Genomic DNA, 25913 nt, shown 5'->3' with positions numbered 1-25913 from the left:
CCGGCGCGGTGTGCTCGCAGGTCACACCGATTCCTCCCGCGTGTCCTCCGGCGCTCGGGTGCCGCGGCGCAACGACACCTTCCGCTCGGTGGCGGCGGGTTCCTCGGCTCCGTCGAAGACGGCGAAATCCAGCAGGGAATCGGCGGCGACGCTGCGCGGCACGGTGGCGATGCCCGCCCACCGGTCGTCGACGGCCCATCCGCCGCCGATGCGTCGGGCGCCCTGCCGTGGCCGACAGGCGCGCAGGTGGCGGGTACGGCGGTCGCGATTCACTGTTGTTCCTCCGCGGCGATTCGTTCGACTACTGGTTGGAGATCCTCGGCCAGCAGGGACCGCAGAAAAACCGCGGCGACCCGGTGTTGCCGGTCGAGGACGAGCGTGGTGGGGATGACACTGGTGGGGAAGTTCCCGCCGAGCGCCAAGAGCGTGCGCATCGACGGGTCGTAGATGGACGGGTAGCCGACCTTGTTGTCGACCACGAAGTCTTGGGCCTTGTCCTGTTGCGGATCGCGGACGTTGATCCCGAGGAACGCGACACCCTTGTCCTTGGTCGCCTCGTAGACCTTTTCCAGGGCGGGCACCTCCGCGCGGCACGGACCGCACCACTGGCCCCACAGGTTGAGTACCACGACCTGGCCCGGATAGTCCTCGACGGAGATCGTCTTGCCTGCGGTCATCAGGTCCGGACCGGCCAGTTCGCCGATGGTGCCGCGGGCGGCGGGCGGGTCGTAGCGGATGTCGGTCTTGCCGCCGGGCGAGACGAATTCGAAGGTGCCGCCCGAGGCCACCGCGTCCGAACCGGTCGAGCAACCCGCGAGCGCGGCAACGAGCGCCACGCACGCGAGCAGCACCGGCAGCACCCGCCCGGTGCGTGTCGCGGGCGAGTGGGGGAACGCGGTGGAGCGGATCATGCGCCGTGTACCGAGGGGTCCGAGCCGCCCGCGGGCTCCGAGTAGACGATGTCGACGAGGGTGTCGCCGTGGTAGACCAGCGAGGTCAGTGACGCGAGCGAGCACTGCCGCTGGCGCGGGTCGTGCCACAGGCGCTGCCCCTGGAGGAAGCGCCGCAGCGTCCACACCGGCAGCTGATGCGATACCAGCACCGCCTCGCGCCCGGCCGCTTCGACCCTGGCTTTGTTCACCGCCGCCAACATGCGGTGCGCGATCTGCAGATAGGGCTCGCCCCAGGACGGGGTGAACGGGTCGCGCAGCTTCCACCAGTGCCGCGGCTTGCGCAGCGCGCCGTCGCCGACCGAGACGCGCAGGCCCTCGAAGGTGTTGCCCGCCTCGATGAGGTTCTCGTCGGTGCGCACGATCACGTCGTGCTGCGCGGCGATCGGCTCGGCGGTCTCCTGCGCACGCTGTAGCGGCGAGGCGATGACCAGCGCGATGTCGTGATCGGCGAGAGTCCGCGCGACCGCGGCGGCCTGCGCGCGCCCCGCCACCGAGAGGCTGAAGCCGGGCAGGCGGCCGTAGAGGATGCCGTTCGGGTTGTGCACCTCGCCGTGCCGCAGCACGTGCACGATGGTCTCGACCGGAGCGGCGCCGCCGTCGTGCACCCGCTCGGCGGCGCGGGGCCGGCGCTCGGCGCGTTCGGCCGGTTCGGTCCCGGTGGTCTCGTTCGCGGCCGAAGCGGCCTCGGCCCCCTTGCGGGCCGCCACGACCTGCGCGTCCGCCGCCGCGGCGGCGGCGAACTGCGCTCCCGCGTCGACCAGGCTCGATGTCTCGCGCTCGACGGTCGCGGACCGGTCCCCGGCGCTCGCGGCGGCGAACTGTTCACCCGCGTCGATCACGGTCGCTTCCGCGACGGCATCGATGGCCACGGCGGTCGCGCCGTTGGTCACGGGCACATCCGGCTCGGCGGACAGCTTGGCTAGCTCGCGCCGGTCGGCATCGGGCTGATCGAGGTCGGAGGTCACGCGCGGGATCCTTCGGGGGTGGCGGCCGCCGCCGCGTGCGCGGCGGCGGGCAAGGCGGCAGCGATACGGTCGAACGCGTCCTCGTCGAGCGCCGCGGAGACGAACCAGGCTTCGAACGCGCTCGGCGGCGCGTACACGCCACCGTCGAGCAAGGCGTGGAAGAACGCTGGGTAGCGCCAGGTCTCGCTCGCCTTGGCGGCGGCGTAATCGGTGACCGGGCGTTCGGCGAAGAACACGCTCACCATATTGCCCGCGAACTGGACTTGGTGCCCGACCCCTGCGGTGTTCAGGGCCGAGGAGAACAGATCCCCGAGCCGCTGCGCGTTGCGGTCGAGGGCGGCATAGACCGCGTCGTCGGCCGCGCGCAGCGTGGCCAGCCCCGCGGCCACCGCCACCGGGTTACCGGACAGCGTGCCCGCCTGGTAGACCGGCCCGAGCGGCGCGAGGTGGTTCATGATCTCGGCGCGTCCGCCGAACGCGGCGGCGGGCAGGCCGCCGCTCATCACTTTGCCGAAGGTGTAGAGATCGCCCGCGACGCCTTCGCGGCCGAACCAGCCCGCACCGCTGACCCGGAAGCCGGTCATCACCTCGTCCATGACGAGCAGCGCGCCGTGTTCGGCGGTGAGCGCGCGCAGGCCCGCGTTGAATCCGGGCAGCGGCGCGACCGCGCCCATGTTGCCCGCGGCCGCCTCGGTGATCACGCAGGCGATCGCGCCGGGATTCGCGGCGAACGCGGCGGCGACGGCGTCGAGGTCGTTGTAGGGCAGCACGATGGTGTCGGCCGCCTGCGCGCCCGTCACGCCGGGCGAGGTGGGCAGTCCGAGCGTGGCGACGCCGGAGCCCGCGTCGGCCAGCAGGGCGTCGACGTGACCGTGATAGCACCCGGCGAACTTGATGATCTTGGTGCGGCCGGTGTAGCCGCGGGCCAGCCGGACCGCGCTCATCGTGGCCTCGGTGCCGGAGTTCACCAGCCGTACCCGCTCCACCGGCGCGACCCGCCGCACGATCGCCTCGGCGAGCTCGATCTCGGCCTCGGTCGGCGCGCCGAAGGACAGACCGTCGCCCGCCGCGCGGCGCACCGCCTCGACAACCGCGGGGTGCGCGTGACCGAGGATCATCGGGCCCCAGGAGCAAACCAGGTCGACGTACTCGTTGCCGTCGGCGTCCACGAGCGTGCAGCCGTCGGCCGAGGCGATGAATCTCGGTGTGCCGCCGACGGATCGGAAAGCCCGCACCGGGGAGTTGACGCCACCCGGAATCACCGAACTCGCCCGGTCGAAGAGTCGAGCGGAAACCGGCACAGCGGCACTGGTCACGCGCGGAGAAGAACTCACGCGTTCCAGTCTCTCAGCACCGGAAAATCGGTTCGACGACAGGGTGTAGTGCAGTGATGCAGGCCGCAGCCGCCCGGCAACACGCCGAGGTGAGCTTCGCGCGAATTTCGATCGCTGAATGGTTGCCGGTGCGTAGTCTCAGCTCACATTCGTCCATCGTTCGGGAGGGTCTGCATGCGGATTGCCATCGTCAGCGTGGGTGTGCTCACCGTCGTCGCGGGGGCCACCGTCGCCCTCGGCGCCGGGTCGGCCGCCGCGCAGCCGTTCGATCAACTCGATCAGGCGCGGCTGGCCATCCCGCTGGACCACTCCGCGACCACCGCGCTCGCTGGCGGACCGATTCCCGCCCTGGTCACCATGGTCGTCCCGCCCAACCGGATCGGCGCCGGGCTGAAGAGCGACTCCGCGATCTACCGCGACGAGCGCGGACAGGTGCACGCCACGCTGCGCCAAGTGGTGCTGGAGGCGGCCAGCCGTCCGGACGGGACGGTCACCGTCTATCTGAATGCGCCCGGCGCCCGCAACGGCCGCGTGCTGGACATCTATCAGCACTGGAACTGAGCGGGCGCCGCGCCGCCGCCGTCAGGCGTACATGCAGGGGACCTGCGCCGACATGGTGTGCAGGAAGCACATGAACCCGTTGTAGGGGCCCGCGGAACCGGAATCCGGCACGAGGATCGGCGCGTCGACGGGGCTGGCGTCCTCCAGCGGCAGGCCCGGGCTCGCGCCGGCGGGTGCGGCCCCGATCCCGAGGGCGGCGGCCACGGCAAACGCGGCACAGATCTTCACGGCGAACCGGTTCATCAAACACTTTCCTTCATCGACACGCGTTTCAACTACGGCCGAAATACTAACGGCCACAGGGCCATTCCAGCCAAAGCGCGCGGTCGACGGACATCGGCCGCCGGACGGCGCGCGGTTGCACGGTAACTGGTCGGCGCGCCGTACGCAGGGGTTCGCAGGCAATCCGTGGCTACGTGATGCCCAGGCAAAATTTGGCGAACCCGGTGGTGACCAGGCACGCCAGCGGCGTGGGCAGCGCGTGCAGCAACGGCGCGGGCGGCGTGGCGGCGAATACCGGTGTCGCCGGAACGGAATCTGCCGCAACGGCTTCGGCGGACGCGGTGGCGGGCGCGAGCGCGGCCGCGCCGACCACACCGGCCGCCACCGCGCCGAAAAGTGTTCGCTGGACAGTTGGTTTCATGCGATCGGCGTTCCCGCGATTCGCCGGATCAAACGGCTCCGAGCGGGCTCGCGCCGTTCAGCCTTCGGCCCGTGCGCCACGGAGACCGCGCACGAGCCGGGCCGAGGCGTCGATGGCCAGCACCCCGCCCACCGCGACGAGCACCGCGGCCAGCAGCCACCAAGGCGCCACGTAGCGAGTGGCGGTGAAACCCGGGGCGTCGCCCATCGGCGGGAAATCGGTCGCGCGCACACCGGCGCTCGCGCTGAGCACGGCCCCCACGAGCGCGAGAACGAACAGGTCCACTTCCACGAGCACCGCGACTATCCAGCGTCTCAACGGTCCACTCCGTCCGCACTGCGCTCGACGGCCTCGGTCAACGCCGTGCGCAGCGCCCGATGGTCTCTGGCCCATGCCTGCACCAGGCTGCCGTCGGCCAGCCGCAGCCCGATGCCGGTGCGGCGGCGCGGTACGCCGGTCAGCTCACCGAGCGCCCGCGCCGACTCCCAGTCTTCGTCGTCCCAGGAGTCCTCGTCGCGTTCGGGAAGGACCTCGGCGATCGAGCTCAGCGGCAGCGACTCGGTGCCCGAACGCAGCGTCTCCGTCGTCAGCTCGACGCTGACGTGCCGCTTGCCGGCGAGCACCTGCAGCGCGACGAAACCCGCGATCAGCGCGGAGCAGAACAGCAGGGCGAACCAGTGCACGGCGCCACCGGTGACGAGTTCGAGAACGAGAACGGCCGAGCACAGGATCGGTCCGTAGGCGACCGTGCGCCAGCGGGCGCCCGGTTCGGTGAACAGGACGGTCACGCCGGCCCCCTGGCGAGAGCGGGCGGCAACACGACGAGAAGCGAGATCAGCGAGTCAAGCCGGGCAGCAACAGCACGGCGACGGTCAGCACGGCGAACAGAATCAGCAGGCTCAAGACGGCCAGATCCCGCCGAATGCTGTGCGGCTGCTGGATCACCACTCGCATCGATGCCTCCGATCCTCCGGACCCATTCGCCGAGTTCCCGCACGTAAAGCGCGACAACGCACGACGAACGACTACCGGTTCCCACGTCCACTGTGACAACCCTCACCATACATGCCGGACTGTCTCGGACAAACTGGGAACGTGTTCCATCCGCGGCTCAGCGCCTGCCCGGCTGGAAGTATGTGGTGGCCTCCGGCCGATGGGACAGGTAGATGGCGCCGACCGCGAGGACGGCCTGCACGATCGAGGCGCCCCCCGCGATCAGCGAAGCCGTTCCGGTCACCGCGTCGATGGCGAACAGCGCCCCGACGCCGAGCACCAGTACCCACGCGCCGAGCACCGTGAGCACGGTGCGCGCCCACGGTTTGCCGCGCCCGAACTGGTACACCACGACCAGCGCGAGCGCCGCCACACCCAGCCCGATCAGCACGACGACCACATAGACCAGCGAGACCATCAGCTCCGCACTGGCCATGGTGACCTTCGGGTCCTGCACTCTGGCCTGCTCGAACACCTCTTCGGCGAAGGCGCGCCGCCGATCCAGCGCGGCGACGATCGAGGCGATCAACTGCACGACGCCGAATCCGACCACACCCCACCACAGCTGCCGCGCGGTACCGACGTCCTCCGGCATCGGAGGACGAACCGGGCCCGCGGCGAACGGTCCCGCCATCTTCGTCACGACAGCCAGTGCGCGGCCTCGGTGGCCCAGTAGGTGAGCACGATGTCCGCGCCGGCCCGGCGGATACCCAGCAGCGACTCGAGAATGGCGCCGCGGCGATCGATCCAGCCGCGCTCGGCGGCGGCGGTGATCATCGCGTACTCACCGGAGATCTGGTAGGCCGCGACCGGGACCGTCGAACGATCGGCGACCTCGCGCAGGATATCCAGGTACGACATGGCCGGCTTGACCATCACGATGTCCGCGCCCTCGGCCAGGTCCAGCTCCAGCTCGCGGATCGCCTCCCGGCGATTGGCCGGGTCCTGCTGGTAGGTGCGCCGGTCGCCTTCCAGCGAGGAACCGACGGCCTCCCGGAACGGCCCGTAGAACGCCGAGGCGTACTTCGCGGAGTAGGCCAGGATGCCGGTGTCGATGCGACCGGCCGCGTCCAGGCCCTGCCGGATCGCGCCGACCTGGCCGTCCATCATGCCGCTGGTGCCGAGCAGGTCGGCGCCCGCCTCGGCCTGCGCCAGCGCCATCTCGACATAGCGCCGCAGCGTCGCGTCGTTGTCGACCGCGCCGTCGGCGGCGAGCACACCGCAGTGGCCGTGGTCGGTGAACTCGTCCAGGCAGGTGTCGGCCATGACCACGGTCGAGTCACCGACCTCTTCGGCGAGCGCCCGCAGGCCGCGGTTGAGGATGCCCTGCGGATCGCTCGCGGCGCTGCCGACGGCGTCTTTGTCCTGCGGACGCGGCACGCCGAACAGCATGATGCCGCCGACGCCCGCCGTGACCGCTTCGACAGCCGCCTTGCGCAGCGAGTCCAGCGAGTGCTGCGCAACCCCTGGCATCGAGCTGATGGGGCGCGGCTCCGCCACGCCGTCGGCCACGAACATGGGCAGCACCAATTGCCGTGGTTCCAGTGTGGTTTCGGCCACGAGACGACGCAAAGCCGGGGTACGGCGCAACCGCCGCGGGCGGTCCATTCCGGTCATGAATCGCACGATACGCCCGGTGCGGACGGCTGTCGCGAGCGCCCGGGGGTGCGGCGGAGCCCTCGCCCCGGCCCTCTGGGACAGCTACCGCCCGCAACCCCCGATCGGACATGTCATCCGACTGATAACGGTGTGTGAAATCACACGTGGCACCCCGCGGGAAGGCGCATACTCCGACTAGGGGCGAGACCCGCTGGGGGACAGCATGACCGATCCACACGTCGATATCTCGCTGGCCAGAGCCGCCGACTTCGAGTCGTGGGTGGCGGTACTGCTGGCCGACTGGTGGCCGGCACTGACCGGCGGCACGCTCCCGCCCGCGACCGCGCTACGCGCCTGGCGCGCCGCCGACGCCACCGGGCGGAATTTCAGCGTGGAGTTCGTCGCGCGGCAATCGGCCGAACCCGAGGTGATGCCGATCGCGCACGTCGCCTTCGCCACGCTCGGCATCCGCCCCGACGAGCCCGAATGGCTGCGCAGCCGAGGGACGCACCTGGTCGGCGGCACCGAGGACGCCATCGTGCAACTGCGGTTCTCCGACACCGCCCGCACCGTCCTCGTCCGCCTGCAGAGCAGGCCGTGCCAGGTGAACGAAGAGGCGGGCAGACACCTGCGCGCCTGGGCCGACGTCAGCGTGCCGTTCCCGAACACCACCTCGGGGCCGCTGGACGTGCGGGTGGCCCGCAACAGCGCACGGCATCTGCTCGCCGCGCACAGCGCACGGCATGCCACCCCGGCCGATCCTTTGCAGCTCGGGCCGCCGCAGCGGGTCACCGACATCGGCTGGGCCTTCATCTTCCCGTGGTCCACCACGTCGTGGTATCTCGACGGCTCCGTTCCCACCCTCCCGCCGGGCAGCCGCGGGCCGATCGTGGTCGTCAAGGACACCGGGCACACCTGGCTGCTGGACAGCCTCCGCAACTACGACGCGCAGCTGACCGACTACGCGCACGAGTACGGCTACCGTGCTCCGGTCGAGCAGGCGCGATGATGGGTGGCGTGATTTCCGCGGTGACTCGCGCGGCGGGGTGCTGACATGACCGAGCCGCCGAGCGAGGTCGAACTGCTCGCCATGCAGCGGCGCGCCGAAGCGCTGTGGGACGCGGGCGACGCGGCGGGCGCCGAGCACTGGTTGCGCCGGGCCGCCGCGGGCGGCAGCGTGCCCGCGATGGGGATGCTCGGGGCGCTGCTGGGGGCCGACGGCCGGATCGGCGAGGGAATCCGCTGGTTGGAGACCGCCGCCGCGCGCGGCAACGAGCCCGCGGCTGTGCAGCTCGGCCTGCTGCACGTGGAGCGCGGAAATCTCGACGAGGCGGAGCGCTGGCTGCGGCCCGCCGCCGAGCAAGGGTTGCCCGAAGCCCTCTGCAACATGGGCGTTCTGGCCAATCGGCGCGGCCGCGACGAGGAGGCCGAGCAGTGGTACGAGCGCGCGGTCCGCGCCGGAAACCCCACGGCCATGCGCAGTCTCGGCCTGCACCTGGCGCGGCGCGGCGCATTCGACCGCGCGATCGAGCTGCTCACCGAGGCCGCGCGCCGCGGAAGAACGGACGCGATGGCGGTGCTCGGCGCGCTGCATCTGGACCGCGGCGAGCAAGCCGAGGGCGAACGGTGGCTGCGCGCGGGCGCCGAAGCCGGCGACCCGGATTCGATGTTCCACCTCGCGCTGCTGCTGCGCGCCACGAACACGCCCTACCTGGCAGGCGATTTTGCCGACCCCGAGGTGCTGCGGACGGCCGCCGCCATCGCGACCGGCCGCACGCCCGCGCAGCGGGAGGCCAGGCAGTGGCTCGAACGGGCCGCCGCGCTGGGGCATCCGCAGTCGCTGCGGCTACTGCACGATCTGTGAGCCGAGGTCGGCGAGGCAGGTGAAAACCTTTGTGGCCAGCCTTATTTGTCGGACCTCCCAGGTAGAATCGAAGATACGTTCGAGGGGGCTCGCCGCCCCCGATCGCCACGGGAGGGATGCCAATGCGCACACCGCAAACCGTTCTCATCGATCGCCCCTACGCCCCGCTGCAGAAGCGTCCGCTGCCCGCGGGCCGTCCACGGGCGTGGTACGTCCTGCACAACCGGCGGCTCAAGGCGATGCGCCTGGCGATCGCACTGCTCGACTCGGGCGTCTACGCACCGAGCTACGCCACGAACAAGCGGATCAGGCACACCGCCGAGGTGATCGGCATCCGGCCGCCCTCCGACGCCACCTGCACCATGGTCCGCACCCTGATGCGCAAGCGGTACTGAGAGCCGATTACCTGCGGCGGCTCTTCTTGCGCGGAGGTGGCAGGAGTCCTTCGGCGCGCAGGCGGGCCGCGTGCTCGGCCAGTGCCTCGACCAGCGGACCGACCTGCGCCACATCGGGCTGCACGTCCACGCGCAGGCCGAATTCGATGGCGGTCTCGGCGGTCTTGGGGCCGATGCAGGCCACGATGGTGCGCGCGTGCGGCTTGCCCGCGATGCCCACCAGGTTGCGCACCGTGGAGGACGAGGTGAACAGGACCGCGTCGAAGCCGCCGGTCTTGATCATCTCGCGGGTCTCCGCGGGCGGCGGCGAGGCACGCACCGTGCGGTAGGCCGTGACGTCGTCGATCTCCCAGCCACGGTCGCGCAGGCCCTCGGCCAGCGTCTCGGTGGCGATGTCGGCACGCGGCAGCAGCACCCGGTTCACCGGGTCGAACACGTCGTCGTAGGGCGGGAAGTCGGCCAGCAGGCCTTCGGAGGACTGCTCACCGCTGGGCACCAGTTCGGGGTTGATGCCGAACGAGCGCACCTTCTCCGCGGTGGCCTCGCCGACGCAGGCGATCTTCACGCCGGAGAACGCCCGCGCGTCCAAGCCGAACTCGGCGAACTTCTCCCACACCGCGCGCACCGCGTTGGTGGAGGTGAACACCACCCACTGGTAACGCCCGTCGACCAGACCCTTGACCGCGCGCTCCATCTGCGCGGGGCTGCGGGGCGGCTCGACCGCGATGGTCGGCACCTCCATCGGGATGGCGCCGTGCGTGACCAGTCGCTCGCTCATCTCGGCGGCCTGGTCCTTGGTGCGCGGCACCAGCACGGTCCAGCCGTACAGCGCGCGCGACTCCCACCAGGACATCTTCGAGCGCTGCGCGACCACCTTGCCGATGGTCACCACCAGCGGGCCGACCAACTCGGAGGCCGCGCTGTTCAGCGTGGCCAGGGTGGCCTCGATGGTGCGCTGCTGACGGGTGGTGCCGCGCACCGTCACCGCGACCGGGGTCTGCGGCGCCATGCCGTGCTCCACCAGGGCGCTCGCGGTCTCGGCGAGATGCCCCGAGGTGGCGTGCAGCACGAGCGGACCGGGCGCCGCGGCCAGCGCGGCCCAGTCGACCTCGCCGCGCACGTCCGCCTCGGTGTGCCCGGAACCCAGCGCGATGCCCGCGTAGCTGGGCACCGCGGAACCGTTGGGCAGACCGGGCAGCACCTCGAAGACCATGTGCGATCGGGTGACGGCGTTGACCTCGGCAATCACCGAGTCGGTGGTCAGCGGGTCGCCCGCGACCACGCGCACCACGTCGTGCCCGGCTCGCGCCTCGGCGATCAGCGTCTTGGCCACCTCGGCGGGCTCGCCGAGCGCGGGCCGCACATCGACGGGGCGTTCGCCGTCGGGTCCCGGCTCGACCGCGGTGCCGATCAGGGCGAGCACGCCCTTGTCGACGTCCGGATCGGTGAATGCCAGCGTCGCCCGGCCGATCACCTCGCGTGCCCGTACGGTGAGCAGCGCCGGGTCACCCGGACCCGATCCGACGAAAAGGACGCGACCGGGGTGCTTCTTCGTGGCTCGGCTCATGCCTGCACCTCGCTTGCGCTCGGCTCCGGCATACCCGAGGGCACGGTGCCTGTGCTTCCGCTCATCGGCTGTTCTCCATTGGGCTGGGGTTGGGCAAGTCTGTGGCGGGCGAACTCACCGCCCGGGTAGGGGAACCGTCGTCCGGTTCGGCGGCGAGCAGATCACGCGCACCCATGTCGAGCAACTCGCGGGCAAGCGCACGACCGAGTCGTTCGGCGTCGGCCGGGGCGCCGACCACCGACGCTCGCAGCACGTCGGATCCGTCGACGGCCGCGGCGCACGCGCGCAGCGACAGCTCGTCCACGATCCGGCCGTCGTCGTCGAGCGATTCGACCACCTCGGCGAGCGCGCCGATCGGCGCGGTGCAGCCCGCCTCCAGTTCGGCCAGCAGCGATCGTTCGGCGAGCACCGACGCGCGAGTGGCCGCGTCGTCCAGGCCGGACAGGATCTCCACCAGCGCGGCGTGATCGCTGCGGCATTCCACGGCGAGCGCGCCCTGGGCGGGAGCCGAGAGCATCTGCACCGGCTCCAGCGACTCGGTGACCGCGTCCAAGCGGCCGATGCGGGCCAAGCCGGCTCTGGCCACCACCACGGCGTCCAGTTCACCCTCGCTGACCTTGCGCAACCGGGTGTCCAGGTTGCCGCGCAACGGGACGACGTCCAAGCCGAGCCCGAGCGCCCGCAACTGGGCGGCGCGACGCGGGGCGGAGGTGCCGACCTTCGAACCCGCGGGCAGTTCGCCGAGCACCAGCCCGTCGCGGGCGACCAGCGCGTCGCGCGGGTCCTCTCTCGGCGGGATGGCGGCGATGGTGAAGCGCGGGTCCTGCGCGGTGGGCAGATCCTTGTAGGAGTGCACGGCGATGTCGATCTCGCCCGCGGCCAGCTCGTCGCGCAGCGCGGAGGTGAACACGCCCACGCCGATCTGCTGCACCGGGTCCGAGGACAGGTCACCGGCGGTCTTGATCACGACCAGCTCGGCAGGCTGCCCGGCCGCGATCAACGTGTCGCGCACCGTGCCCGCCTGGGTGAGCGCGAGCAGGCTCCCCCGGGTGCCGATCCGCCACGGCGCACGAGTGCCGTCCGTGGTCGGGTTGCCTTCTCGATGCACCATGGTCATGCCGTCTGCCCCTGTTCCTCGCCGCGATGACCCGCGGTGAAATCGTCGGCCAGCGCGATCTCCCCGTCGGCCAATGTGATCTCGGCGCGATCGCCCGCGAGCGCGGTGATCTCCATCGGCGCGGCGACCGCTTGGGCCGCGCCGGGCTTGAGTTCGAACAATTCGCGCAGCGCCTCGGCGTAGCTGTCGCCGCCCGGCGTGGACGCGAGCTGCTTGACCCGCACCGTCGGCGCGTGCAGCAGCTTGTCGACCACCCGGCGCACCGTCCGCGCGACCTCGTCGCGTTCCGGGTCGGCCAAGCCGGGCAGCCGGGAATCCAGCCGGAGCAATTCGGCCTCCACCACCTCCGCGGCGCGCTGACGCAGCGCGGCCACCGTCGGGGTGACTTCGGCCATCCGCTGTCCGGCGAGGTATCTGGCGAGTTCGTCGGCGACGATCGTGCGAGCGGCCGCGGTGTCGTCGGCGGCGGCGCCCGCCGCCGGATCCCGCTGCAGCGTCTCGATGTCGATGAGCGTGACGCCGGGCAGCCCGGCCACGGCGTGCTCGACATCGCGCGGCAAGCCGAGATCGCAGAACACCAGCGGCCGTTCCACGGTGGCGAATTCCTCGCCCCGCTCGCGCTCGGTGAGGGCGCGATGGGTGTCGGCGAGTGTCACGACCGCGCCGACCGCGCCGGTACAGGTGACCACCACGTCGGAGGCGGCCATCGCCTCGGTGAGTCGCGACAGCTCCATCGCCTCGGCCTCGACGCCGTGCGTCCGCCCGGTCTCCGCGAGTCGGTACGCCCGTTCGATGGTGCGGTTCACCACGATGATCCGCCCGATCCCGGCGCGCGAGAGATGCGCGACCGCCAGCCCGCCCATCGCGCCTGCGCCGACCACGGCGGCGGTGCGGCCGGCCAGCGGGCCGAGTACGTGCTGCGCGCGATCCAGCGCGACCGACACCACCGACGCGCCCGCGCGGTCGATGCCGGTTTCGGCGTGGACCCGCTTGCCGACCCGCAGCGCGTGCTGCGCCAGTTCGTGCAGGGTCCGTCCGACCGCCTGCTGCGCGTCGGCGGAGGCGTAGGCGCCGCGGATCTGGCTGAGCACCTGCTGCTCGCCGATCACCATCGAATCCAGTCCGCTGGCCACCGCGAACAGATGCTCGGCGGCGGCCTCGGAGTAGCGGACGTAGGCGTGCTTGGTCAGGTCGGGCATCGGCAGGCCGGAGTGCTTGCTGAGCAGGTCACCGATTTCGGCCAGACCGCCGTGGAAGGCGTCCACCACCGCGTAGACCTCCACCCGGTTGCAGGTGGAGACGATCATCGCCTCGGAAACGTGGCTGGAGGCGAGCAGGCGGTCGATCAGCTTGGGCCGGTCGGCGTCGGTGACGGCCACCTTCTCCAGCACCGGGACCGGTGCGCTGCGGTGCGAGATGCCGACGAGGAGAACGCTCATGGTGTGACCACCGATCCCTTGCTGCTTGGCTCCGTTGCCGTATGCGGGGTTGTCGAGTGCTGGAGGGCCGGATGCGCGGGCGCGGTGTGCGGCGTCGGCAGCCGGTGCGCGATGCGGGCGGACCCGGCGTGCGCGACTTCCGGCAGCGGGGCCTGCTCCGCGTTGCGCACCCGCTCGAACGACAGCATCTGCATCTCCACGGCCAGGTCGACACGACGGACCTCGACCGTCGGGGGCGCGACCAGCTCACAGGGGGCGAAACTCAGGATCGACTGGAGCCCGGACGCGACGAGCCGGTCGCAGACGTCCTGGGCCGCGTCGTCGGGAACGGTGATGACCGCGATGGTCGGCTCCAGCTCGGCGACCGCGACCGCCAACTCGGCGACGTCGCGCACCACCAGGCCGGCGACCGGCATGCCGATCACCTCGGGGTGGCTGTCGAAAATGCCGACCACGGTGAAGCCGCGCCGCCGGAACCCGCCGTAGCCGACCAGCGCCCGGCCCAGATTCCCCGCGCCGACCAGCACCACGCGGTGGCCCTGCGACAGGCCGAGCACGTCCTCGATGCGGGAACGGAGCTTGGCCACGTCGTAGCCGACGCCGCGCACGCCGTTGGGGCCGAGGAAGGAGAGGTCCTTGCGCAATTTGGCCGAATTGACACCCGCCGCGACAGCCAGTTCCTCACTCGATACGATGGCAACACCGTCGTCGGCGAATGTGGCGAGGACCCGAAGGTAGGTAGCCAGCCGCGCGACGGTGGCCTGCGGGATGTCCTTCTGCAGAGCCCTGCCGGAGACGCCACCTGGCGCCTCATGCTGCTCTGTCACGTCGTCGGCTCCTCGTCCCGGGCCTCGGGCACCGGTTCGTCGCTCGACCCCTCTGACCCGGGGGCGGTCCGGTGCCATGGTGTCGAAGTTTCGGATTTCGGGGCGGCTCCGCAGCCTCGGCATGCGGGTCGCGTGCCACCACCGTAACTGCTTGTGAAGCCCTGCACAAAGTCGGTGAAATTGGCCTCATTTTCCGCCGCGACCAGCACAGCGGCCGAATCGGACGGAAAACGCCGTACCTCAGCGCGTCAGGTCCGCGCGCAAGCGGGTCTCGTCGACATCGAAATAGCTGTGTTCGCGGCCGTCGAGCAGGACGACGGGAAGCCGGTCACCGTACTCGGCGCGCAGGCCAGGGTCGGTGGCGGCGGCTTCGTCGACGTCGACGGTCCCCGGTTCGATACCGAATTCGGCGCAGATCGAGCGCAGCCGTTCCAGTGCCGTCGCACACAGCCCGCAGCCCGCGCGAGTCAGCAATGTCACCGAATGTGTGGGATTGGTCATGACGATATTTAATCCGGGCCACGAAGATCGCGACGGCTCGGTCCGCGCCACGCGATTGTGTCGCGCGCCGCCTTCTGCCGTGACTGTCACCCGATCCGGCTACTGTTGACATGGTTCGCGCGACGGGCGGAGGTACTGGTGCCGGAACGATCGAGGGTGGCGAGGGCCGGATTCATCGCGGGACGCTTCGGTGAGTTTCCGGCGCGGTGGAATCTGAGCCAGATGGGCCAGGGTCTGCAAGACCAGCTCGCCCGCATCTCGCGCAGCCCTTTCGGCCCGAGTGAAGAGGAATTGCGGGCCAATCTGGCCGGCGAGGCGAGCGCCGATGCCGCGCTGACCCTGCACGACGCCGAACTTGCCGCGGGCGAGGCGGAGCCGGCGGGCCCGGAGGCGCTGCGCGACCTGACCGCGGCGGCGTTCTTCGATGTCGACAACACGATGGTGCAGGGCGCCTCGATCGTGCATTTCGCCCGCGGTCTTGCGGCGCGCAAGTACTTCAAGACCTCCGATCTGGTGGACGTCGCCTGGAAGCAGGTGAAATTCCGGGTCACCGGCAAGGAGAGCAGCACCGATATGGCCAGCGGCAAGGAGAAGGCGCTGGCCTTCATCGCCGGGCGCTCGACCGCCGAGCTGGCCGCGCTCGGCGAGGAGATCTACGACGAGATCATCGCCGACAAGATCTGGCCGGGCACCCGCGCGCTCGCGCAGATGCATCTGGACGCGGGCCAGCAGGTGTGGCTGGTGACCGCCACCCCGGTGGAGCTGGCGCAGGTTATCGCGAAACGACTCGGCCTCACCGGCGCCCTGGGCACCGTGGCCGAGAGCGTGGACGGCACCTTCACCGGCCGGCTGGTCGGCGACATCCTGCACGGGCTCGGCAAAGCGCACGCGGTGCGCACGCTGGCGATCCGTGAGGGCCTGAACCTCAAGCGGTGCACCGCGTACTCCGACAGCCACAACGACGTGCCGATGCTCTCGCTGGTCGGCACCGCCGTGGCGATCAACCCCGACTCGGACCTACGCGAAGTCGCCAAGAACCGCGGCTGGGAGATCCGCGACTTCCGCACCGGCCGCAAAGCCGCCAAGATCGGCGTGCCCACCGCCTTGGCCCTCGGTGCGGCAGGCGGCGCCGTCGCAGCCGCGGTCACCCGCCGCCGCGACGGCGGCTAGCGCTCCCCTACCCCGTGAAGACGTTGCGGCGCTTGGTGAGCAGTTTGTAGAGCGTCTGCTGAATCGTCTCGCGGACCTGGTCGGTGACCTCGAACATGGTCATCGGGTCGTCGGCGGCCTCCGGCTCGTAGGGAGTGGTGGGGATCGGAGTGCCGAACTCGATGTACCACTTGGACGGCAGCGGTACCGCGCCGAGCACGCCCAAGTGCGGGAACAGCGGCGTCACCGGAAAGTACGGGAGGCCGAGCAGCCGGGCCAGCGGCTTGAGATCGGCCAGCTTCGGATAGATCTCCTCGGAACCGACGATGGAGCACGGGATGATCGGCACGCCGGTGCGCACCGCGGCGGCGACGAAACCGCCGCGGCCGAAGCGCTGCAACTTGTAGCGATCGGTGTACTGCTTGCCGATGCCCTTGAAGCCCTCCGGGAACACGCCGGTCAGCTCACCGGAGCGCAGCAGCCGTTCGGCGTCCTCCCGGCAGGCCAGCGTGTGACCGGCCCGGCGAGCGAGCACGCCGAGCACCGGGGTCTCGAAGATCAGATCGGCGGCGAGCAAACGCAACGCGCGCTGTTTCGGATGCCGGTCGTGCACGGCCAGTTGCAGCATCAGCCCGTCCAGCGGCACGGTGCCCGCGTGGTTGGCCACGATCAGCGCGCCGCCGGTCTCCGGGAGGTTCTCCATCCCGTTGGCCTCCACCCGGAACCACAGCTCCGACAGCGGACGAAGGGCGGGCAGGATGACCGACTCGAGCAGGTGCTCGTCGAATCCGAATTCGTCGACCCGGTAGTCGCCGGTGAGCCTGCGGCGGGCGAAATCCGCGGTCTTGGTGATCTGCTTGCCGAGCGCGCCGCGCAGCATTTCCGACAGCGACTGCGGCGGGGCGGGCGCCACCGCCGCGCGCCGCTCCGTCAGCGAGGTCACCGGGCTGGGAGCGGCCAGGCGGCGTGGCAGCGGCCGCTGGCGCGCCTCGATCTGCAGATCGTGGAGTTGGATGACTTTCGCTACGTCGTTCATTGGTGTGCTCCCGTACCGGCCCCGAGCAGGCCGAGCAGTTTGTGTTCTGCGGCGTCGATCCACGCTGGATCGACCACGGGCCGCAACGCTGCGCCCCCTATGAAGTCGTCGAACGCCTGTAACGTCGTCCAGCGCGGTTCGAACCCGAGTTCGGTGCGCATGCGGGTGGTGTCCAGGCCACATCCGAAATGGAAATAGTCGAGCTGTTCGGCGGAGAACTCCCGCATGACCGGGCCCATGAGCAGGCGCCCCGCGGTGCGGAACACCGTGAACGGCACCGGCAACTCGATCCGGCCTGCCCGCCGGACCGCCTGCGACAACGACAGCGCCCCGTCGCCGGCGATGTTGTACGTGCCGGTCGCCGCGGTCCGCGCCGCGTGCGTCAGCGCGGCCACCGCGTCCTCCTCGTGCAGCAACTGCATCCTGGCGTCCCGGCCGAATACGGTCGGGGTTACCGGCGAACGCAGATATTGCACGCCACGCGCGGCCAGCCGGGGGCCGACGATCGGCGCGAATCGCAGAATTGAGGTGGCGATATCGGGGCGTCGCCGGGCGAGCCCTCGAACGTAACCCTCTATATCGTTCATGTCGCGCGCGAAGCCACCACGCGGTGGTGTGCGCGCGCTCATTTCCTCACTGAATTTCGCGGGATCCTTCGCACTGCAACCGTACACCGCCGAGGAGGAGCGCAGCACGACCCGGCGCACCGACGACGCCTTCTGGCACACCGCGAACAGCTGCATCGCGCCGAGGACGTTGTGGTCCTTCATCACGGGGCGGCCGCCGCCCGCCGGGGGACGCGCCAGCACGGCGGTGTGCACCACGGTATCCACCTCGCCACCATCGATCACCTTACGGATCAACGGGTTTCGGATATCCGCTCGCACGAACTCCGCGCGGCCCATGCGCCGCTGCAACTCTCGACCGGGCGTCATCGTGTCGACGGCGAGGATGCGTTCGATCCCGGGCTCGTGGGCGAGCCGGGCGACGACCGTGCCACCGAAGAAGCGGCTGGCCCCGGTGACCAGCACGACCCTCGGTGTGTGACCTTCCCGACCCTCAGAACCCACCGGCACCCGCTTTCCCTTGCCAGCCGCCTTTGTGATTATTCCCAGTGCCCTAGCGTAGCGGGTGCCTACCCGCTCACCGAGAGTATTAACCAGGATCTAACGATGACTTCAGTCACGCGATACAAATGCTGATTTTCAAAAATTACAAATTTCAAACAAAAGGCCCGTCACCTATTGGTGACGGGCCTCCGCAGCCAACCCGCAGCGATGCCTACTTGCCGAGTTTGCGCCGCTGGACACGCGTGCGGCGAAGCAGCTTGCGGTGCTTCTTCTTCGACATGCGCTTGCGGCGCTTCTTGATCACAGAACCCATAGGGTTGTCCTCGCGTTCTCTCTACTCGGCGCGCACGCTGCCCGTGCGCGATTGCCGGACGCCCGTCGGCCGGGGATCCCGGCCCACCGGCCGGGGTCGCTCGGCCGGCCTCACGTCCCGTGTTCGCGCCGCCGGATACCACGGGGCAACCAACAACGATGCCACCGGCGGGCGAACACGAACCGAGGATCTATCGTACCGGCACGACCCCGCGGTCCCGAAACCGCCTCATCCAGCGTCGAAATAGGACGTTTCCAGATAGTCGTGCACCGCCTTGGCGTGTACCCGGAACGATCGGCCGACGCGCACCGCGGGCAGTTCGCCCGAGTGCACCAGCCGGTAGACCGTCATCTTGGACACCCGCATCAGACTCGCCACTTCGGCGACGGTGAGAAACTGGGTCCCGCCGCCGAGCACAGGTTGCCCCTGTGTCGCGGCCTCGCGCTGTACCCGGGAATTCCCCCGATTACCTGCGGGACCGGAGCCGCCGGACGCTCCGGAATTCGCAGACATCTTGTTCGAAGACATCATTGCACCATTGACCTCCGGCACGTCCGCGCCGCCGGCTTCCCCACCGGCGGAACAGACACGCACGTGCTCCTTGAAGCTTAGCGGGACCAGTGGTGTTACTGCGACGGGAGTGAGAAATCGGGTTTTCCGATTTTAAACAGACCGGTCACTCCGCTGACGCGCCCTGTTCGGCGGACCGTTGCTTCGCCGCGAAGAGACCCTCCCAGAACGCCGAGCGTAGTCCTCCGCGCTCCAGCTCGCGGATCGCCGCCGCGGTGGTGCCCGCGGGCGAGGTGACCGCCGCGCGCAGTTCCGCGGGGGTCTGACTGGAGCCGTCCAGCAGGGCAGCCGAGCCGATCATGGTCTGCACGACGAGCCGGGTGGCCACGTCCCTGGTGAGCCCCAGCCCGACGCCCGCGTCCACCATGGCCTCGACGACCAGGAAGAAGTAGGCCGGTCCCGACCCGGACACCGCGGTGACGGCGTCCATCTGGCTCTCCGCGACGGTGACCACCTTGCCGACCGAGTCGAGCACCTCGGTCACCAGTTCCAGATGGTGCTGGCGCGCGTAGCGGCCCGGCGCGATGACGCTCATCCCCTGCCCCACCAGCATCGGCGTATTCGGCATCACCCGGACCACCGGGAATCCGGCGGGCAACTTGCCCTCCAGCCGCGCGGTCGGCACACCGGCCGCCAGCGAGACCAGCACCTGATCGCGATCGCTGCCGATCTCCGCCTTGCCCAGCGGGGCGAGCACGGCGTCCACATCACCCGGCTTCACCGCGATCACCAGCAGATCCGCGCCCACCGCCGCGTCCGCCAGGTCGTCGGTGACCCGGATGCCGAAGCGATCGGCGATCTGATGGGCCCGTTCCCGATGGGTCTCCACGACGACCAAGTCCTTGGTCAGCCGCCCGGACTCCAGCAACCCGGCGACCAACGCCTCACCGATGCGCCCGCCACCGATCACCGCAATTCTCGTCATGGGGCTCAAGGCTAGACGGCGCGCGCCGGAACTCAGCGCTGGGGAACGAGCGCCAGCTGACGACTCTGCGCGACGACCGCGCCGGTCGAGTCGAGCACCAACTGGTCCTCGTCGAACATCCGCCCGCCCACCTCGTGGGTGGTCGCGATGACCCGCAGCCAGCCCGGCGCGGGCCTGCGGCGCAAGTAGGTGGTCATCTGCACGGTCGGGGCCCAGCCGAAGTGGCCGAGGTTCATCGGCACCGGCGGGCTCATGTCGGCGCTCATCATGGCGAAGTACATGGCGACGTCGGGGTCCTGCTCGTCACCCGGGCGCGGACGGATCCACAGCCGCAGGCGCGGTTCGCCCTTCGCCCCCTCCAGGAAGCGGGCCCACTCGCGGTCGAGAGAGATCTCGGCGCCGCGGCCCACGTGCACGATGTCGCCCATCGGGGAGCCGGGCTCGTAGCCGATCGCGTCGGCGGGCGGCTGCGCGGGCATGTCGGAATGCTGCGGCGCGTAGCTCGGGTCGGCGTCGTCCAGGCGGCTGAAGGTCAGCGCCGTGCGCACCAGGACGCGGCCGTCCTGGACGAGATCGGTGTCGACCAGGCAGATCTGGCGGCCGATCTTGCGGACGCGCACCTCGTATTCGACCGCGCCGGGGTCGGGGGCACCGAGGAAATCGGAGCTCGCCGCGATCGGGGCCATGCCGACCAGGGACGGATCGGAGGCACGCAGCCAATTCGTCGCCGCCGCGGCGCTGGCCGCCACCATCGTCCCGCCGTGCACCTTCGGGCCGATGGTCCAGATGTCGTCGATGACGCCCAGGTAGCGGCCGGTTCCCTGGGTCGAGGGCCGCGCTTCGGTCAGCGCGCAGACCTGGCTGAACGGCGCGTCCGTCGTGGCAGCCCGGCCGAGGTCGGTCAACTCCGTCGTCATCCTCACTCCTGTCCTTCGTCGGCCGCACCTGATGGCGTCGTTCGCGGCGATGGGGCGCACGTCGCCGGGCGGCGTTCGTACAGCGTACAACGCACCGCCCGCCCTACCGCATCTCACGGTGGCGCAGGAGCGACCGGTGTCACATCGGCGACTCGGGTGAACCGTGGCGCGCGCCGCTGGGCGTCGGCGCGGCAGCGACGGCCAGATGCCTGCGGGCGAAGGCCAGCGTGCGATGCAGCATGGCGGCCCGGTCCTTGGTGGTGCGCGCGTTCTGCGTGTTGATCTCGGCGACGGCTTGGCCGGAGAAGCCGGAGCCGACCAACTCGGCGCACACTTCCACGCACGGCTGGGTGCCCTCGCCGGGAACGAGATGCTCGTCGTGCGCGGCGCCCCGGCCGTCGGCCAGGTGCAGATGGGCCAGACCCGTGCCCATCCGGGCCGCCAGGGCCAGCGGATCGGTGCCAGCGGTCGCGGTGTGCGACAGATCCAGGGTGTAGTGCCGGAACCCCGTCTCGGTCGGGTCGTAGGACGGGCTGAACGCCGTGAGCGCCGGACCGGGCCCACCGCGCCGCTCCAGCCGCTTCACCGCGCCTTCGCGCCGGCCGAACAGCGTGTCCGCCCGCATCGGGAACATGTTCTCCACCGCGACCACCACGGAGCTGTGTTCTTCCAGCTCGGCCACCTGCGCGGCGAACCCCGCCGCGTAGCGGCGCTGCCAGCGGAACGGCGGATGCACGACCACCGTAGTCGCGCCGAACGCCTCGGCGGTGCGCACACTGCGCTCGAGTTTGGCCACCGGGTCCGAACCCCATACCCGCTGCGAGATCAACAGGCACGGCGCGTGCACGGCGAGCACCGGGACATCGTATTTGCGGGAGTAGGCCTGCACGGTGGCGATGCTCTGACTGGCCGGCTCGGCCCAGACCATCAGCTCGATGCCGTCGTAGCCCAGCTCGGCGGCGTAGCGGAACGCGGCCTCGGTGTTCTGCGGGTATACCGAGGCCGTCGAGAGGCCGACTCGAATGGGTTTCGGATCGGGCGTGACCTCGGGGTCGCCGGGCGAACCCGCGCCCGTGCGCGACCCCGCCTCCGGCGTGTGCCGCACTCCGGTGTCGTTCGCCTGCCCGATGTTCCCCACAGCCGCTCCCTACTCAGTTCGTACTGAGAAGAAAGGCTAGTGGCCCCAGCGTGACGAAGATGCCCACGACGACGGCGATCACAGTGCTGAGGATGTCGTCGGTCCTGCGCAGAATCCGCACGAGGGCCACCAAGCCCAGAATCACGATCATCGCCAGCGCCAGCGCCACCCAGGGCAGCATCTCCCACATGCGCTCGAAGCCCTTGAACAGCAACATGCCCGCGACGGCGGCGCCGGTGCTCTGCCCGCCGAGGATCATCCACTGGCGACGGTTGGCGTCGTACTCCGCCTTCTCGGCCGCCCGCGACCGGCGCGGCGCGGCGGTCTTTGTCGCGGCGCGCGGCTCGTCGGCGAGGTCGTCATCGTCGTCCTCGTCCAGCGTGATCGGCTCGTAGACGTCGGTGACGCCGTCCAGCTCCGCGAGATCGGCGGCAGCCCGCCCGCCGCGCCGCGCCGCGCTGCGCTCGGCGCGGTCGACGCCGTCGCGCAGCAGGTCGCCCGCGACCGTCTGGCCGGAGAGCAACTGCTGGTCCTGGCTGGCCAGCGACCACGCGGCGGTCGGGATGGCGCCGGATTCGGGCGCCGGATCGGCCGGTGTCTTGTGCCGCCGGGCCGACCAGGCCGGCAGACCGTTCTCGCCCGCACCGCCGCGCCGGGCCGGTCTGCGGTGCGAGTCCGGCTGCGGCTCCGGCGGAACGGGTCTGCCGGGCTTCGGTCGCGGATCGGGCGGCGGCGGCAGCGGCAACGGTTCCGACTCCGGGGCGAAGCCGCCGGTGGCCGGTGACCAGGCCGCGGTGGACGGGCCGAGATCCTCGGCCGCTTCCGCGGCCTCCGCCGCCCTGCGCCTGGCCGCGCGCCCACCTCGGGCGCTGTTGCGCTCGGGGAGGGGCGAGCGGCCGAAGCCGGGCTCGTCGAATTCCGCGTGGCCGCCGCGGCCCGGTTCGGGAGCCGCCCTGCGGTCGGACAGCGCGTCGCGTCCGAACGGCTCTGGCTGGACCTCGTGCCAGGACCGTACCTCGGTGGCCTCCTCCTCGGGCTCCTCCCGCCTGCGCCTGCGTCCCGAACGCGGGGGTGTCTCCGCGACGCCGCCACCGAGCGGGTCCGGCACATACGGACCGGGCGCGGCCGAGAACAAATCGGACACCGGGGTATCCGGCGAGAGCGGATCGTAAGTGCTGTGCCGCGCGGACGGCATCTCCCGGCCGGGCATGACACGGCTCGATCGCCCGGGCGGCGGATCGGCCTGCGGCGGCTCGGGCTGCGCGTAACCGGCCAGCGGGTCGTACATCGAAATCGGACCCGACATGGGCGAATACGACGACGGGTCGGGCTGCGGCTCCGGCGCGTAGGAAACCGGCTCGGGGGCCGGAGGATCGTACGAGGGCGGCGCGTAGGCCTGCTCCTCCGGGCCGGAATCCGGCGCGGCGTGCGCGGAATGACTGCCGCCCTCCCGGATGACCGGCAGGTCGCCGGTCAGCTCGGCGACGGAGATGCCTCGGCCACCGCGGCGCCGCCTGCCGCCACCGGAGGAGGCGCTCTGCTGGCCGTTACGGGCCAGCAGCTCCGCGACCGACAGCTGCTTGGAGTCCTCACTCATGACGACACCGTCCCGATCGAGCCGGGCAGCGTCGCGCCGCCGCCGGGCGCCGGGCGGCCGTCTCCGGCCACCGCGCCCGCTGAGTACGTTGCTTCGGGTCCACCATTCATATCGGTATCCAGTTTGCGCAGGATGAGCCCTTCACGCAGCGCCCACGGACAAATCTCCAAGGAATCCAGCGAAAGTGCCCGCATACTCGCCTCCGCGACCAATGCGCCGGCCACCAATTGCTGTGACCGATCGGAACTTACGCCTTCCAATTCTGCACGGTCCGACGCCGTCATCCGCGAGATGAACGCAATCAGTTGGCGCAGACCCGAGCTCGTGAGTGTACGACGCACCCGCGGACCGGCCCCCGATGGCGCGGCTCCGGTCAGCCGGGCCAAGGATCGGAATGTCTTGGATGTGCCGACGGCCAGATCGGGCCTGCCCGGCTCGAGCAGCTTCTTCGCCGGGACCACCAGTTCGGCGTCGAGCCAGTCGCGCAGCACGGCGACCCGGCGCTTGCCCGGCGGGTCCTCGCGCAGCCACTCCCTGGTCAACCGGCCGGCGCCCAACCGAAGGGACAGCGCGACGTCGGGCTCCTCGTCGCCGCCGTTGGTCATCTCCAGCGATCCGCCGCCGATGTCCAGGTTGAGGATGCGTCCCGCGCTCCAGCCGTACCAGCGGCGCACCGCGAGAAAGGTCAACCGCGCCTCGTCGACGCCGGACAGTACCTGCAGCTCGACGCCGGTCGAGGCGCGCACGCGGGCGAGGACCTCGTCGGAATTGGCCGCCTCGCGCAGCGCCGAGGTGGCGAACGGCATCAGCTCGACGCACTTGGAGGTCTCGGCGATGCTGGCGAATTCGGCGACGGTATCGATCAGCTTCTGCGCGCCCGCCTCGGTGATGCAACCCGCGTCATCGATGTTCTCCGCCAGGCGCAAGGTGGCCTTGGTCGAGCTCATCGGCAGGGGGTGACCGCCGCGATGCGCGTCCACCACGAGCAGGTGAACGGTATTGCTTCCGACATCGAGTACCCCAAGCCGCACATGAACACGGTACTGGGTGATGCGGCACTTCAGCCCAGGCGACTGAACTGTTAGCGTCCTATTTCGTGACGGTAGGCGCATCCCCGAGCAGCCCGACCCGGCCTCGACCAGCGGGGAAGATCGATCCGGCCCCCGAGGTGGATCCCGATTTTCCCCGTGAGTGGATCGAGTTCGTCGATCCGGCAAACGACGAGCATCTGATCGTCGCGGATCTGACCTGGCTGCTGTCCCGATGGACGTGCGTGTTCGGCACACCCGCCTGTCAAGGCATCCTGTCCGACCGGCCGGACGACGGCTGCTGCTCGCACGGCGCGTTCCTCTCCGACGAGGACGACCGCAAACGACTGGGCCGCGCTGTGAAGATGCTCACACCGCAGGACTGGCAGCTGCGCGGCGAGGCCGTCAACGCGCAGGGCAAGCTCACCAAGAGCGGCTACCTGGAACTCGACGAGCTCGACGACGAGCCCGCACTGCGCACGCGCCGGTTCGAGGGCGCGTGCATCTTCCTCAACCGTCCCGGTTTCGCCGGTGGCGTCGGCTGCGCCCTGCACACCATGGCCCTGCGGCGCGGCATCGAGCCGCTGGAGGTCAAGCCGGACGTGTGCTGGCAGCTGCCGATCCGCCGCACCCAGGATTGGGTGGACCGGCCCGACGGCGTGCAGATCCTGCGCACCGTGATCACCGAGTACGACCGCCGCGGTTGGGGGCCGGGCGGAGCCGACCTCGACTGGTACTGCTCCGGTTCGCCCGACGCCCACGTCGGCAGCAGGCCGGTCTGGCAGTCCTACGGCCCCGAGCTGACCGAGCTGATCGGCGCGCCCGCCTACGCGGAGCTGGCCCGGCACTGCAAACGCCGCGAGGGCCTCGGCCTGATCGCCGTGCACCCCGCGACGGTGCACGCCGACCGGATGCGCGACGGCGCCGATCCCGTCGCCTGATCGTTTGCCGGTCGAGCGCCCGGTAGGGTCGCCGCTCGCGGTCCGGTCTCGCGGGGGGTTCACCCCGTCGCCATGCGAGCTTCACCCGGATAGGGTTTGATGTGCCGTTATGTCCAAGAAAGTTCTCGCCGCGGCGACCCTCGCACTGGGCGCGGCCCTCTCGCTGACCGGAGTAGCCCACGCCGAGCCGAACGGCGATCCGCACAAGTTCTACGACTTCACCACGGAGTTCGTCTCGGCCACCGACCCGGCCGCGGTCAACGCCAAGGCCGCGGGCAAGCTGCTGATCGCGAGCCCGTACGGCACCTCGCACACGATCGCCTGCCGTGGCACCAACACCGCGGACCTCTACGACTGCATGCAGGAAGACGATCTGGGCTGGATCACCCTGCAGAAGACCGAGACCCCGCTGGGCACCACCTGGATCTACTTCCCCTGATGGACGCCGACAGAACGGCCGAGCGCACCGCG

31 protein-coding genes are annotated in these 25913 nt (G+C 70.5%); 7 read left to right on the top strand and 24 right to left on the bottom strand.

Annotation, left to right across the window (positions count from 1 at the left end):
- Positions 1 to 21 precede the first annotated feature (21 nt).
- The 4 genes from HOV91_RS01175 to hemL all read right to left on the bottom strand — a co-directional run bounded on the left by HOV91_RS01175 (position 22) and on the right by hemL (position 3234).
- Positions 22 to 273, bottom strand: coding sequence for a hypothetical protein (locus HOV91_RS01175; protein WP_174183493.1), 252 nt, complete (start codon positions 271 to 273; stop codon positions 22 to 24).
- The gene (locus HOV91_RS01170) at positions 270 to 911 is read right to left on the bottom strand and encodes a TlpA disulfide reductase family protein (protein ID WP_174183492.1); all 642 of its coding nucleotides are present in this window, start codon (positions 909 to 911) and stop codon (positions 270 to 272) included. Before HOV91_RS01170 ends, HOV91_RS01175 begins: the two co-directional genes overlap by 4 nt.
- Positions 908 to 1558, bottom strand: a complete 651-nt coding sequence (locus HOV91_RS01165) for a histidine phosphatase family protein (protein ID WP_174183550.1) — start codon at positions 1556 to 1558, stop codon at positions 908 to 910. Before HOV91_RS01165 ends, HOV91_RS01170 begins: the two co-directional genes overlap by 4 nt.
- 356 nt (positions 1559 to 1914) lie before the next feature.
- Positions 1915 to 3234, bottom strand: a complete 1320-nt coding sequence (gene hemL / locus HOV91_RS01160) for a glutamate-1-semialdehyde 2,1-aminomutase (RefSeq protein ID WP_438822620.1) — start codon at positions 3232 to 3234, stop codon at positions 1915 to 1917.
- Between the two features lie 192 nt (positions 3235 to 3426).
- On the opposite strand from hemL, the gene HOV91_RS01155 reads away from it, so the two are divergent.
- Complete coding sequence (locus HOV91_RS01155; RefSeq protein WP_217439164.1) at positions 3427 to 3813, top strand: hypothetical protein; 387 nt, start codon at positions 3427 to 3429, stop codon at positions 3811 to 3813.
- Positions 3814 to 3834: 21 nt separating this feature from the next.
- On the opposite strand, the gene HOV91_RS01150 is transcribed toward HOV91_RS01155, so the two are convergent.
- The 6 genes from HOV91_RS01150 to hemB form a co-directional block, all read right to left on the bottom strand.
- Positions 3835 to 4056: a hypothetical protein gene (locus HOV91_RS01150; protein WP_174183490.1), complete on the bottom strand. Its 222-nt coding sequence runs from the start codon at positions 4054 to 4056 to the stop codon at positions 3835 to 3837.
- 169 nt (positions 4057 to 4225) lie between these two features.
- Positions 4226 to 4456, bottom strand: coding sequence for a hypothetical protein (locus tag HOV91_RS01145; protein WP_174183489.1), 231 nt, complete (start codon positions 4454 to 4456; stop codon positions 4226 to 4228).
- Positions 4457 to 4513: 57 nt separating this feature from the next.
- Positions 4514 to 4774 carry a hypothetical protein gene (locus tag HOV91_RS01140; protein ID WP_174183488.1) on the bottom strand — a complete coding sequence of 87 codons (261 nt, stop codon included), beginning with the start codon at positions 4772 to 4774 and terminating at the stop codon, positions 4514 to 4516.
- Entirely contained in the window at positions 4771 to 5244 is a 474-nt protein-coding gene (gene mce1N, locus HOV91_RS01135; RefSeq protein WP_174183487.1) for a transport-regulating membrane protein Mce1N, read from the bottom strand. Before mce1N ends, HOV91_RS01140 begins: the two co-directional genes overlap by 4 nt.
- Before the next feature lie 323 nt (positions 5245 to 5567).
- Positions 5568 to 6083: a hypothetical protein gene (locus tag HOV91_RS01130; RefSeq protein WP_174183548.1), complete on the bottom strand. Its 516-nt coding sequence runs from the start codon at positions 6081 to 6083 to the stop codon at positions 5568 to 5570.
- A 5-nt stretch (positions 6084 to 6088) separates the two neighbouring features.
- Complete coding sequence (gene hemB / locus HOV91_RS01125) at positions 6089 to 7066, bottom strand: porphobilinogen synthase (RefSeq protein WP_174183486.1); 978 nt, start codon at positions 7064 to 7066, stop codon at positions 6089 to 6091.
- A 205-nt stretch (positions 7067 to 7271) separates the two neighbouring features.
- On the opposite strand from hemB, the gene HOV91_RS01120 reads away from it, so the two are divergent.
- From HOV91_RS01120 to HOV91_RS01110, 3 genes are all read left to right on the top strand, one after another.
- On the top strand, positions 7272 to 8057 hold the full coding sequence (locus HOV91_RS01120) for a hypothetical protein (protein WP_174183485.1): 786 nt from the start codon (positions 7272 to 7274) through the stop codon (positions 8055 to 8057).
- A 45-nt stretch (positions 8058 to 8102) separates the two neighbouring features.
- Positions 8103 to 8912, top strand: a complete 810-nt coding sequence (locus tag HOV91_RS01115; RefSeq protein ID WP_174183484.1) for a tetratricopeptide repeat protein — start codon at positions 8103 to 8105, stop codon at positions 8910 to 8912.
- A 122-nt stretch (positions 8913 to 9034) separates the two neighbouring features.
- On the top strand, positions 9035 to 9307 hold the full coding sequence (locus HOV91_RS01110; RefSeq protein WP_043733208.1) for a hypothetical protein: 273 nt from the start codon (positions 9035 to 9037) through the stop codon (positions 9305 to 9307).
- A gap of 7 nt (positions 9308 to 9314) precedes the next feature.
- Here the strand turns inward: HOV91_RS01110 and HOV91_RS01105 are convergent, their stop codons facing one another.
- The 5 genes from HOV91_RS01105 to HOV91_RS01085 all read right to left on the bottom strand — a co-directional run bounded on the left by HOV91_RS01105 (position 9315) and on the right by HOV91_RS01085 (position 14758).
- Complete coding sequence (locus HOV91_RS01105; RefSeq protein WP_174183483.1) at positions 9315 to 10874, bottom strand: bifunctional uroporphyrinogen-III C-methyltransferase/uroporphyrinogen-III synthase; 1560 nt, start codon at positions 10872 to 10874, stop codon at positions 9315 to 9317.
- Between the two features lie 61 nt (positions 10875 to 10935).
- Positions 10936 to 11991, bottom strand: coding sequence for a hydroxymethylbilane synthase (hemC, locus tag HOV91_RS01100; protein WP_246349640.1), 1056 nt, complete (start codon positions 11989 to 11991; stop codon positions 10936 to 10938).
- Positions 11988 to 13430 carry a glutamyl-tRNA reductase gene (locus tag HOV91_RS01095; protein ID WP_174183482.1) on the bottom strand — a complete coding sequence of 481 codons (1443 nt, stop codon included), beginning with the start codon at positions 13428 to 13430 and terminating at the stop codon, positions 11988 to 11990. Before HOV91_RS01095 ends, hemC begins: the two co-directional genes overlap by 4 nt.
- Positions 13427 to 14257 carry a redox-sensing transcriptional repressor Rex gene (locus HOV91_RS01090; RefSeq protein WP_312884417.1) on the bottom strand — a complete coding sequence of 277 codons (831 nt, stop codon included), beginning with the start codon at positions 14255 to 14257 and terminating at the stop codon, positions 13427 to 13429. Before HOV91_RS01090 ends, HOV91_RS01095 begins: the two co-directional genes overlap by 4 nt.
- A gap of 240 nt (positions 14258 to 14497) precedes the next feature.
- Complete coding sequence (locus tag HOV91_RS01085; protein WP_174183480.1) at positions 14498 to 14758, bottom strand: glutaredoxin family protein; 261 nt, start codon at positions 14756 to 14758, stop codon at positions 14498 to 14500.
- 222 nt (positions 14759 to 14980) lie between these two features.
- Here HOV91_RS01085 and HOV91_RS01080 point away from each other — a divergent pair, with 222 nt between their 5' ends.
- Positions 14981 to 15928, top strand: a complete 948-nt coding sequence (locus tag HOV91_RS01080; protein ID WP_246349669.1) for an HAD family hydrolase — start codon at positions 14981 to 14983, stop codon at positions 15926 to 15928.
- A 7-nt stretch (positions 15929 to 15935) separates the two neighbouring features.
- Here the strand turns inward: HOV91_RS01080 and HOV91_RS01075 are convergent, their stop codons facing one another.
- The 9 genes from HOV91_RS01075 to HOV91_RS01035 all read right to left on the bottom strand — a co-directional run bounded on the left by HOV91_RS01075 (position 15936) and on the right by HOV91_RS01035 (position 24504).
- Positions 15936 to 16943, bottom strand: a complete 1008-nt coding sequence (locus HOV91_RS01075) for a lysophospholipid acyltransferase family protein (RefSeq protein ID WP_174183478.1) — start codon at positions 16941 to 16943, stop codon at positions 15936 to 15938.
- Positions 16940 to 18013, bottom strand: a complete 1074-nt coding sequence (locus HOV91_RS01070) for an NAD-dependent epimerase/dehydratase family protein (protein ID WP_438822619.1) — start codon at positions 18011 to 18013, stop codon at positions 16940 to 16942. The genes HOV91_RS01075 and HOV91_RS01070 overlap by 4 nt, the downstream gene beginning before the upstream one ends.
- Positions 18014 to 18224: 211 nt before the next feature.
- Positions 18225 to 18326 carry a 30S ribosomal protein bS22 gene (locus HOV91_RS01065; RefSeq protein WP_003402602.1) on the bottom strand — a complete coding sequence of 34 codons (102 nt, stop codon included), beginning with the start codon at positions 18324 to 18326 and terminating at the stop codon, positions 18225 to 18227.
- Between the two features lie 228 nt (positions 18327 to 18554).
- The gene (locus tag HOV91_RS39655) at positions 18555 to 18857 is read right to left on the bottom strand and encodes a helix-turn-helix domain-containing protein (protein ID WP_425297819.1); all 303 of its coding nucleotides are present in this window, start codon (positions 18855 to 18857) and stop codon (positions 18555 to 18557) included.
- A 145-nt stretch (positions 18858 to 19002) separates the two neighbouring features.
- On the bottom strand, positions 19003 to 19821 hold the full coding sequence (proC, locus tag HOV91_RS01055) for a pyrroline-5-carboxylate reductase (protein ID WP_174183476.1): 819 nt from the start codon (positions 19819 to 19821) through the stop codon (positions 19003 to 19005).
- A 32-nt stretch (positions 19822 to 19853) separates the two neighbouring features.
- Entirely contained in the window at positions 19854 to 20738 is an 885-nt protein-coding gene (locus tag HOV91_RS01050) for a thioesterase family protein (protein ID WP_174183475.1), read from the bottom strand.
- A 139-nt stretch (positions 20739 to 20877) separates the two neighbouring features.
- On the bottom strand, positions 20878 to 21762 hold the full coding sequence (locus HOV91_RS01045) for a sugar phosphate isomerase/epimerase family protein (RefSeq protein WP_312884420.1): 885 nt from the start codon (positions 21760 to 21762) through the stop codon (positions 20878 to 20880).
- 127 nt (positions 21763 to 21889) lie between these two features.
- Positions 21890 to 23473, bottom strand: coding sequence for an Rv0497 family membrane protein (locus tag HOV91_RS01040; RefSeq protein ID WP_174183303.1), 1584 nt, complete (start codon positions 23471 to 23473; stop codon positions 21890 to 21892).
- A complete protein-coding gene (locus HOV91_RS01035) occupies positions 23470 to 24504 on the bottom strand; it encodes a Ppx/GppA family phosphatase (protein ID WP_174183474.1) in 1035 nt (344 codons plus the stop codon). Before HOV91_RS01035 ends, HOV91_RS01040 begins: the two co-directional genes overlap by 4 nt.
- A gap of 65 nt (positions 24505 to 24569) precedes the next feature.
- Between HOV91_RS01035 and HOV91_RS01030 the strand changes: the two genes are divergently transcribed.
- Together HOV91_RS01030 and HOV91_RS01025 are read left to right on the top strand one after the other, a co-directional pair.
- Positions 24570 to 25442 (top strand): DUF3109 family protein, encoded by an 873-nt coding sequence (locus HOV91_RS01030; RefSeq protein WP_312884416.1) that lies wholly within the window; start codon positions 24570 to 24572, stop codon positions 25440 to 25442.
- A 109-nt stretch (positions 25443 to 25551) separates the two neighbouring features.
- Complete coding sequence (locus HOV91_RS01025; RefSeq protein ID WP_174183473.1) at positions 25552 to 25881, top strand: hypothetical protein; 330 nt, start codon at positions 25552 to 25554, stop codon at positions 25879 to 25881.
- The last annotated feature ends 32 nt before the right edge of the window (positions 25882 to 25913 follow it).

The sequence above is a fragment of the Nocardia barduliensis genome (genome assembly GCF_013315795.1).
Taxonomy (GTDB): Bacteria; Actinomycetota; Actinomycetes; order Mycobacteriales; family Mycobacteriaceae; genus Nocardia; species Nocardia barduliensis.
The sequence above is the reverse complement of the archived record's forward strand: the minus strand, read 5'-3'. Positions and strand labels throughout refer to the sequence as shown.

Coding starts and splice junctions, on each gene's coding strand:
- HOV91_RS01025 (WP_174183473.1), top strand. CDS start 25,552: ATGTCCAAGAAAGTTCTCGCCGCGGCGACCCTCGCACTGGGCGCGGCC.
- HOV91_RS01040 (WP_174183303.1), bottom strand. CDS start 23,473: ATGAGTGAGGACTCCAAGCAGCTGTCGGTCGCGGAGCTGCTGGCCCGT.
- HOV91_RS01145 (WP_174183489.1), bottom strand. CDS start 4,456: ATGAAACCAACTGTCCAGCGAACACTTTTCGGCGCGGTGGCGGCCGGT.
- HOV91_RS39655 (WP_425297819.1), bottom strand. CDS start 18,857: ATGATGTCTTCGAACAAGATGTCTGCGAATTCCGGAGCGTCCGGCGGC.
- HOV91_RS01155 (WP_217439164.1), top strand. CDS start 3,427: ATGCGGATTGCCATCGTCAGCGTGGGTGTGCTCACCGTCGTCGCGGGG.
- HOV91_RS01130 (WP_174183548.1), bottom strand. CDS start 6,083: ATGGCGGGACCGTTCGCCGCGGGCCCGGTTCGTCCTCCGATGCCGGAG.
- hemB (WP_174183486.1), bottom strand. CDS start 7,066: ATGACCGGAATGGACCGCCCGCGGCGGTTGCGCCGTACCCCGGCTTTG.
- HOV91_RS01120 (WP_174183485.1), top strand. CDS start 7,272: ATGACCGATCCACACGTCGATATCTCGCTGGCCAGAGCCGCCGACTTC.
- proC (WP_174183476.1), bottom strand. CDS start 19,821: ATGACGAGAATTGCGGTGATCGGTGGCGGGCGCATCGGTGAGGCGTTG.
- HOV91_RS01170 (WP_174183492.1), bottom strand. CDS start 911: ATGATCCGCTCCACCGCGTTCCCCCACTCGCCCGCGACACGCACCGGG.
- HOV91_RS01080 (WP_246349669.1), top strand. CDS start 14,981: ATGGGCCAGGGTCTGCAAGACCAGCTCGCCCGCATCTCGCGCAGCCCT.
- HOV91_RS01150 (WP_174183490.1), bottom strand. CDS start 4,056: ATGAACCGGTTCGCCGTGAAGATCTGTGCCGCGTTTGCCGTGGCCGCC.
- HOV91_RS01065 (WP_003402602.1), bottom strand. CDS start 18,326: ATGGGTTCTGTGATCAAGAAGCGCCGCAAGCGCATGTCGAAGAAGAAG.
- HOV91_RS01075 (WP_174183478.1), bottom strand. CDS start 16,943: ATGAACGACGTAGCGAAAGTCATCCAACTCCACGATCTGCAGATCGAG.
- HOV91_RS01095 (WP_174183482.1), bottom strand. CDS start 13,430: ATGAGCGTTCTCCTCGTCGGCATCTCGCACCGCAGCGCACCGGTCCCG.
- HOV91_RS01110 (WP_043733208.1), top strand. CDS start 9,035: ATGCGCACACCGCAAACCGTTCTCATCGATCGCCCCTACGCCCCGCTG.
- hemC (WP_246349640.1), bottom strand. CDS start 11,991: ATGACCATGGTGCATCGAGAAGGCAACCCGACCACGGACGGCACTCGT.
- HOV91_RS01105 (WP_174183483.1), bottom strand. CDS start 10,874: ATGAGCCGAGCCACGAAGAAGCACCCCGGTCGCGTCCTTTTCGTCGGA.
- HOV91_RS01050 (WP_174183475.1), bottom strand. CDS start 20,738: ATGACGACGGAGTTGACCGACCTCGGCCGGGCTGCCACGACGGACGCG.
- HOV91_RS01115 (WP_174183484.1), top strand. CDS start 8,103: ATGACCGAGCCGCCGAGCGAGGTCGAACTGCTCGCCATGCAGCGGCGC.
- HOV91_RS01085 (WP_174183480.1), bottom strand. CDS start 14,758: ATGACCAATCCCACACATTCGGTGACATTGCTGACTCGCGCGGGCTGC.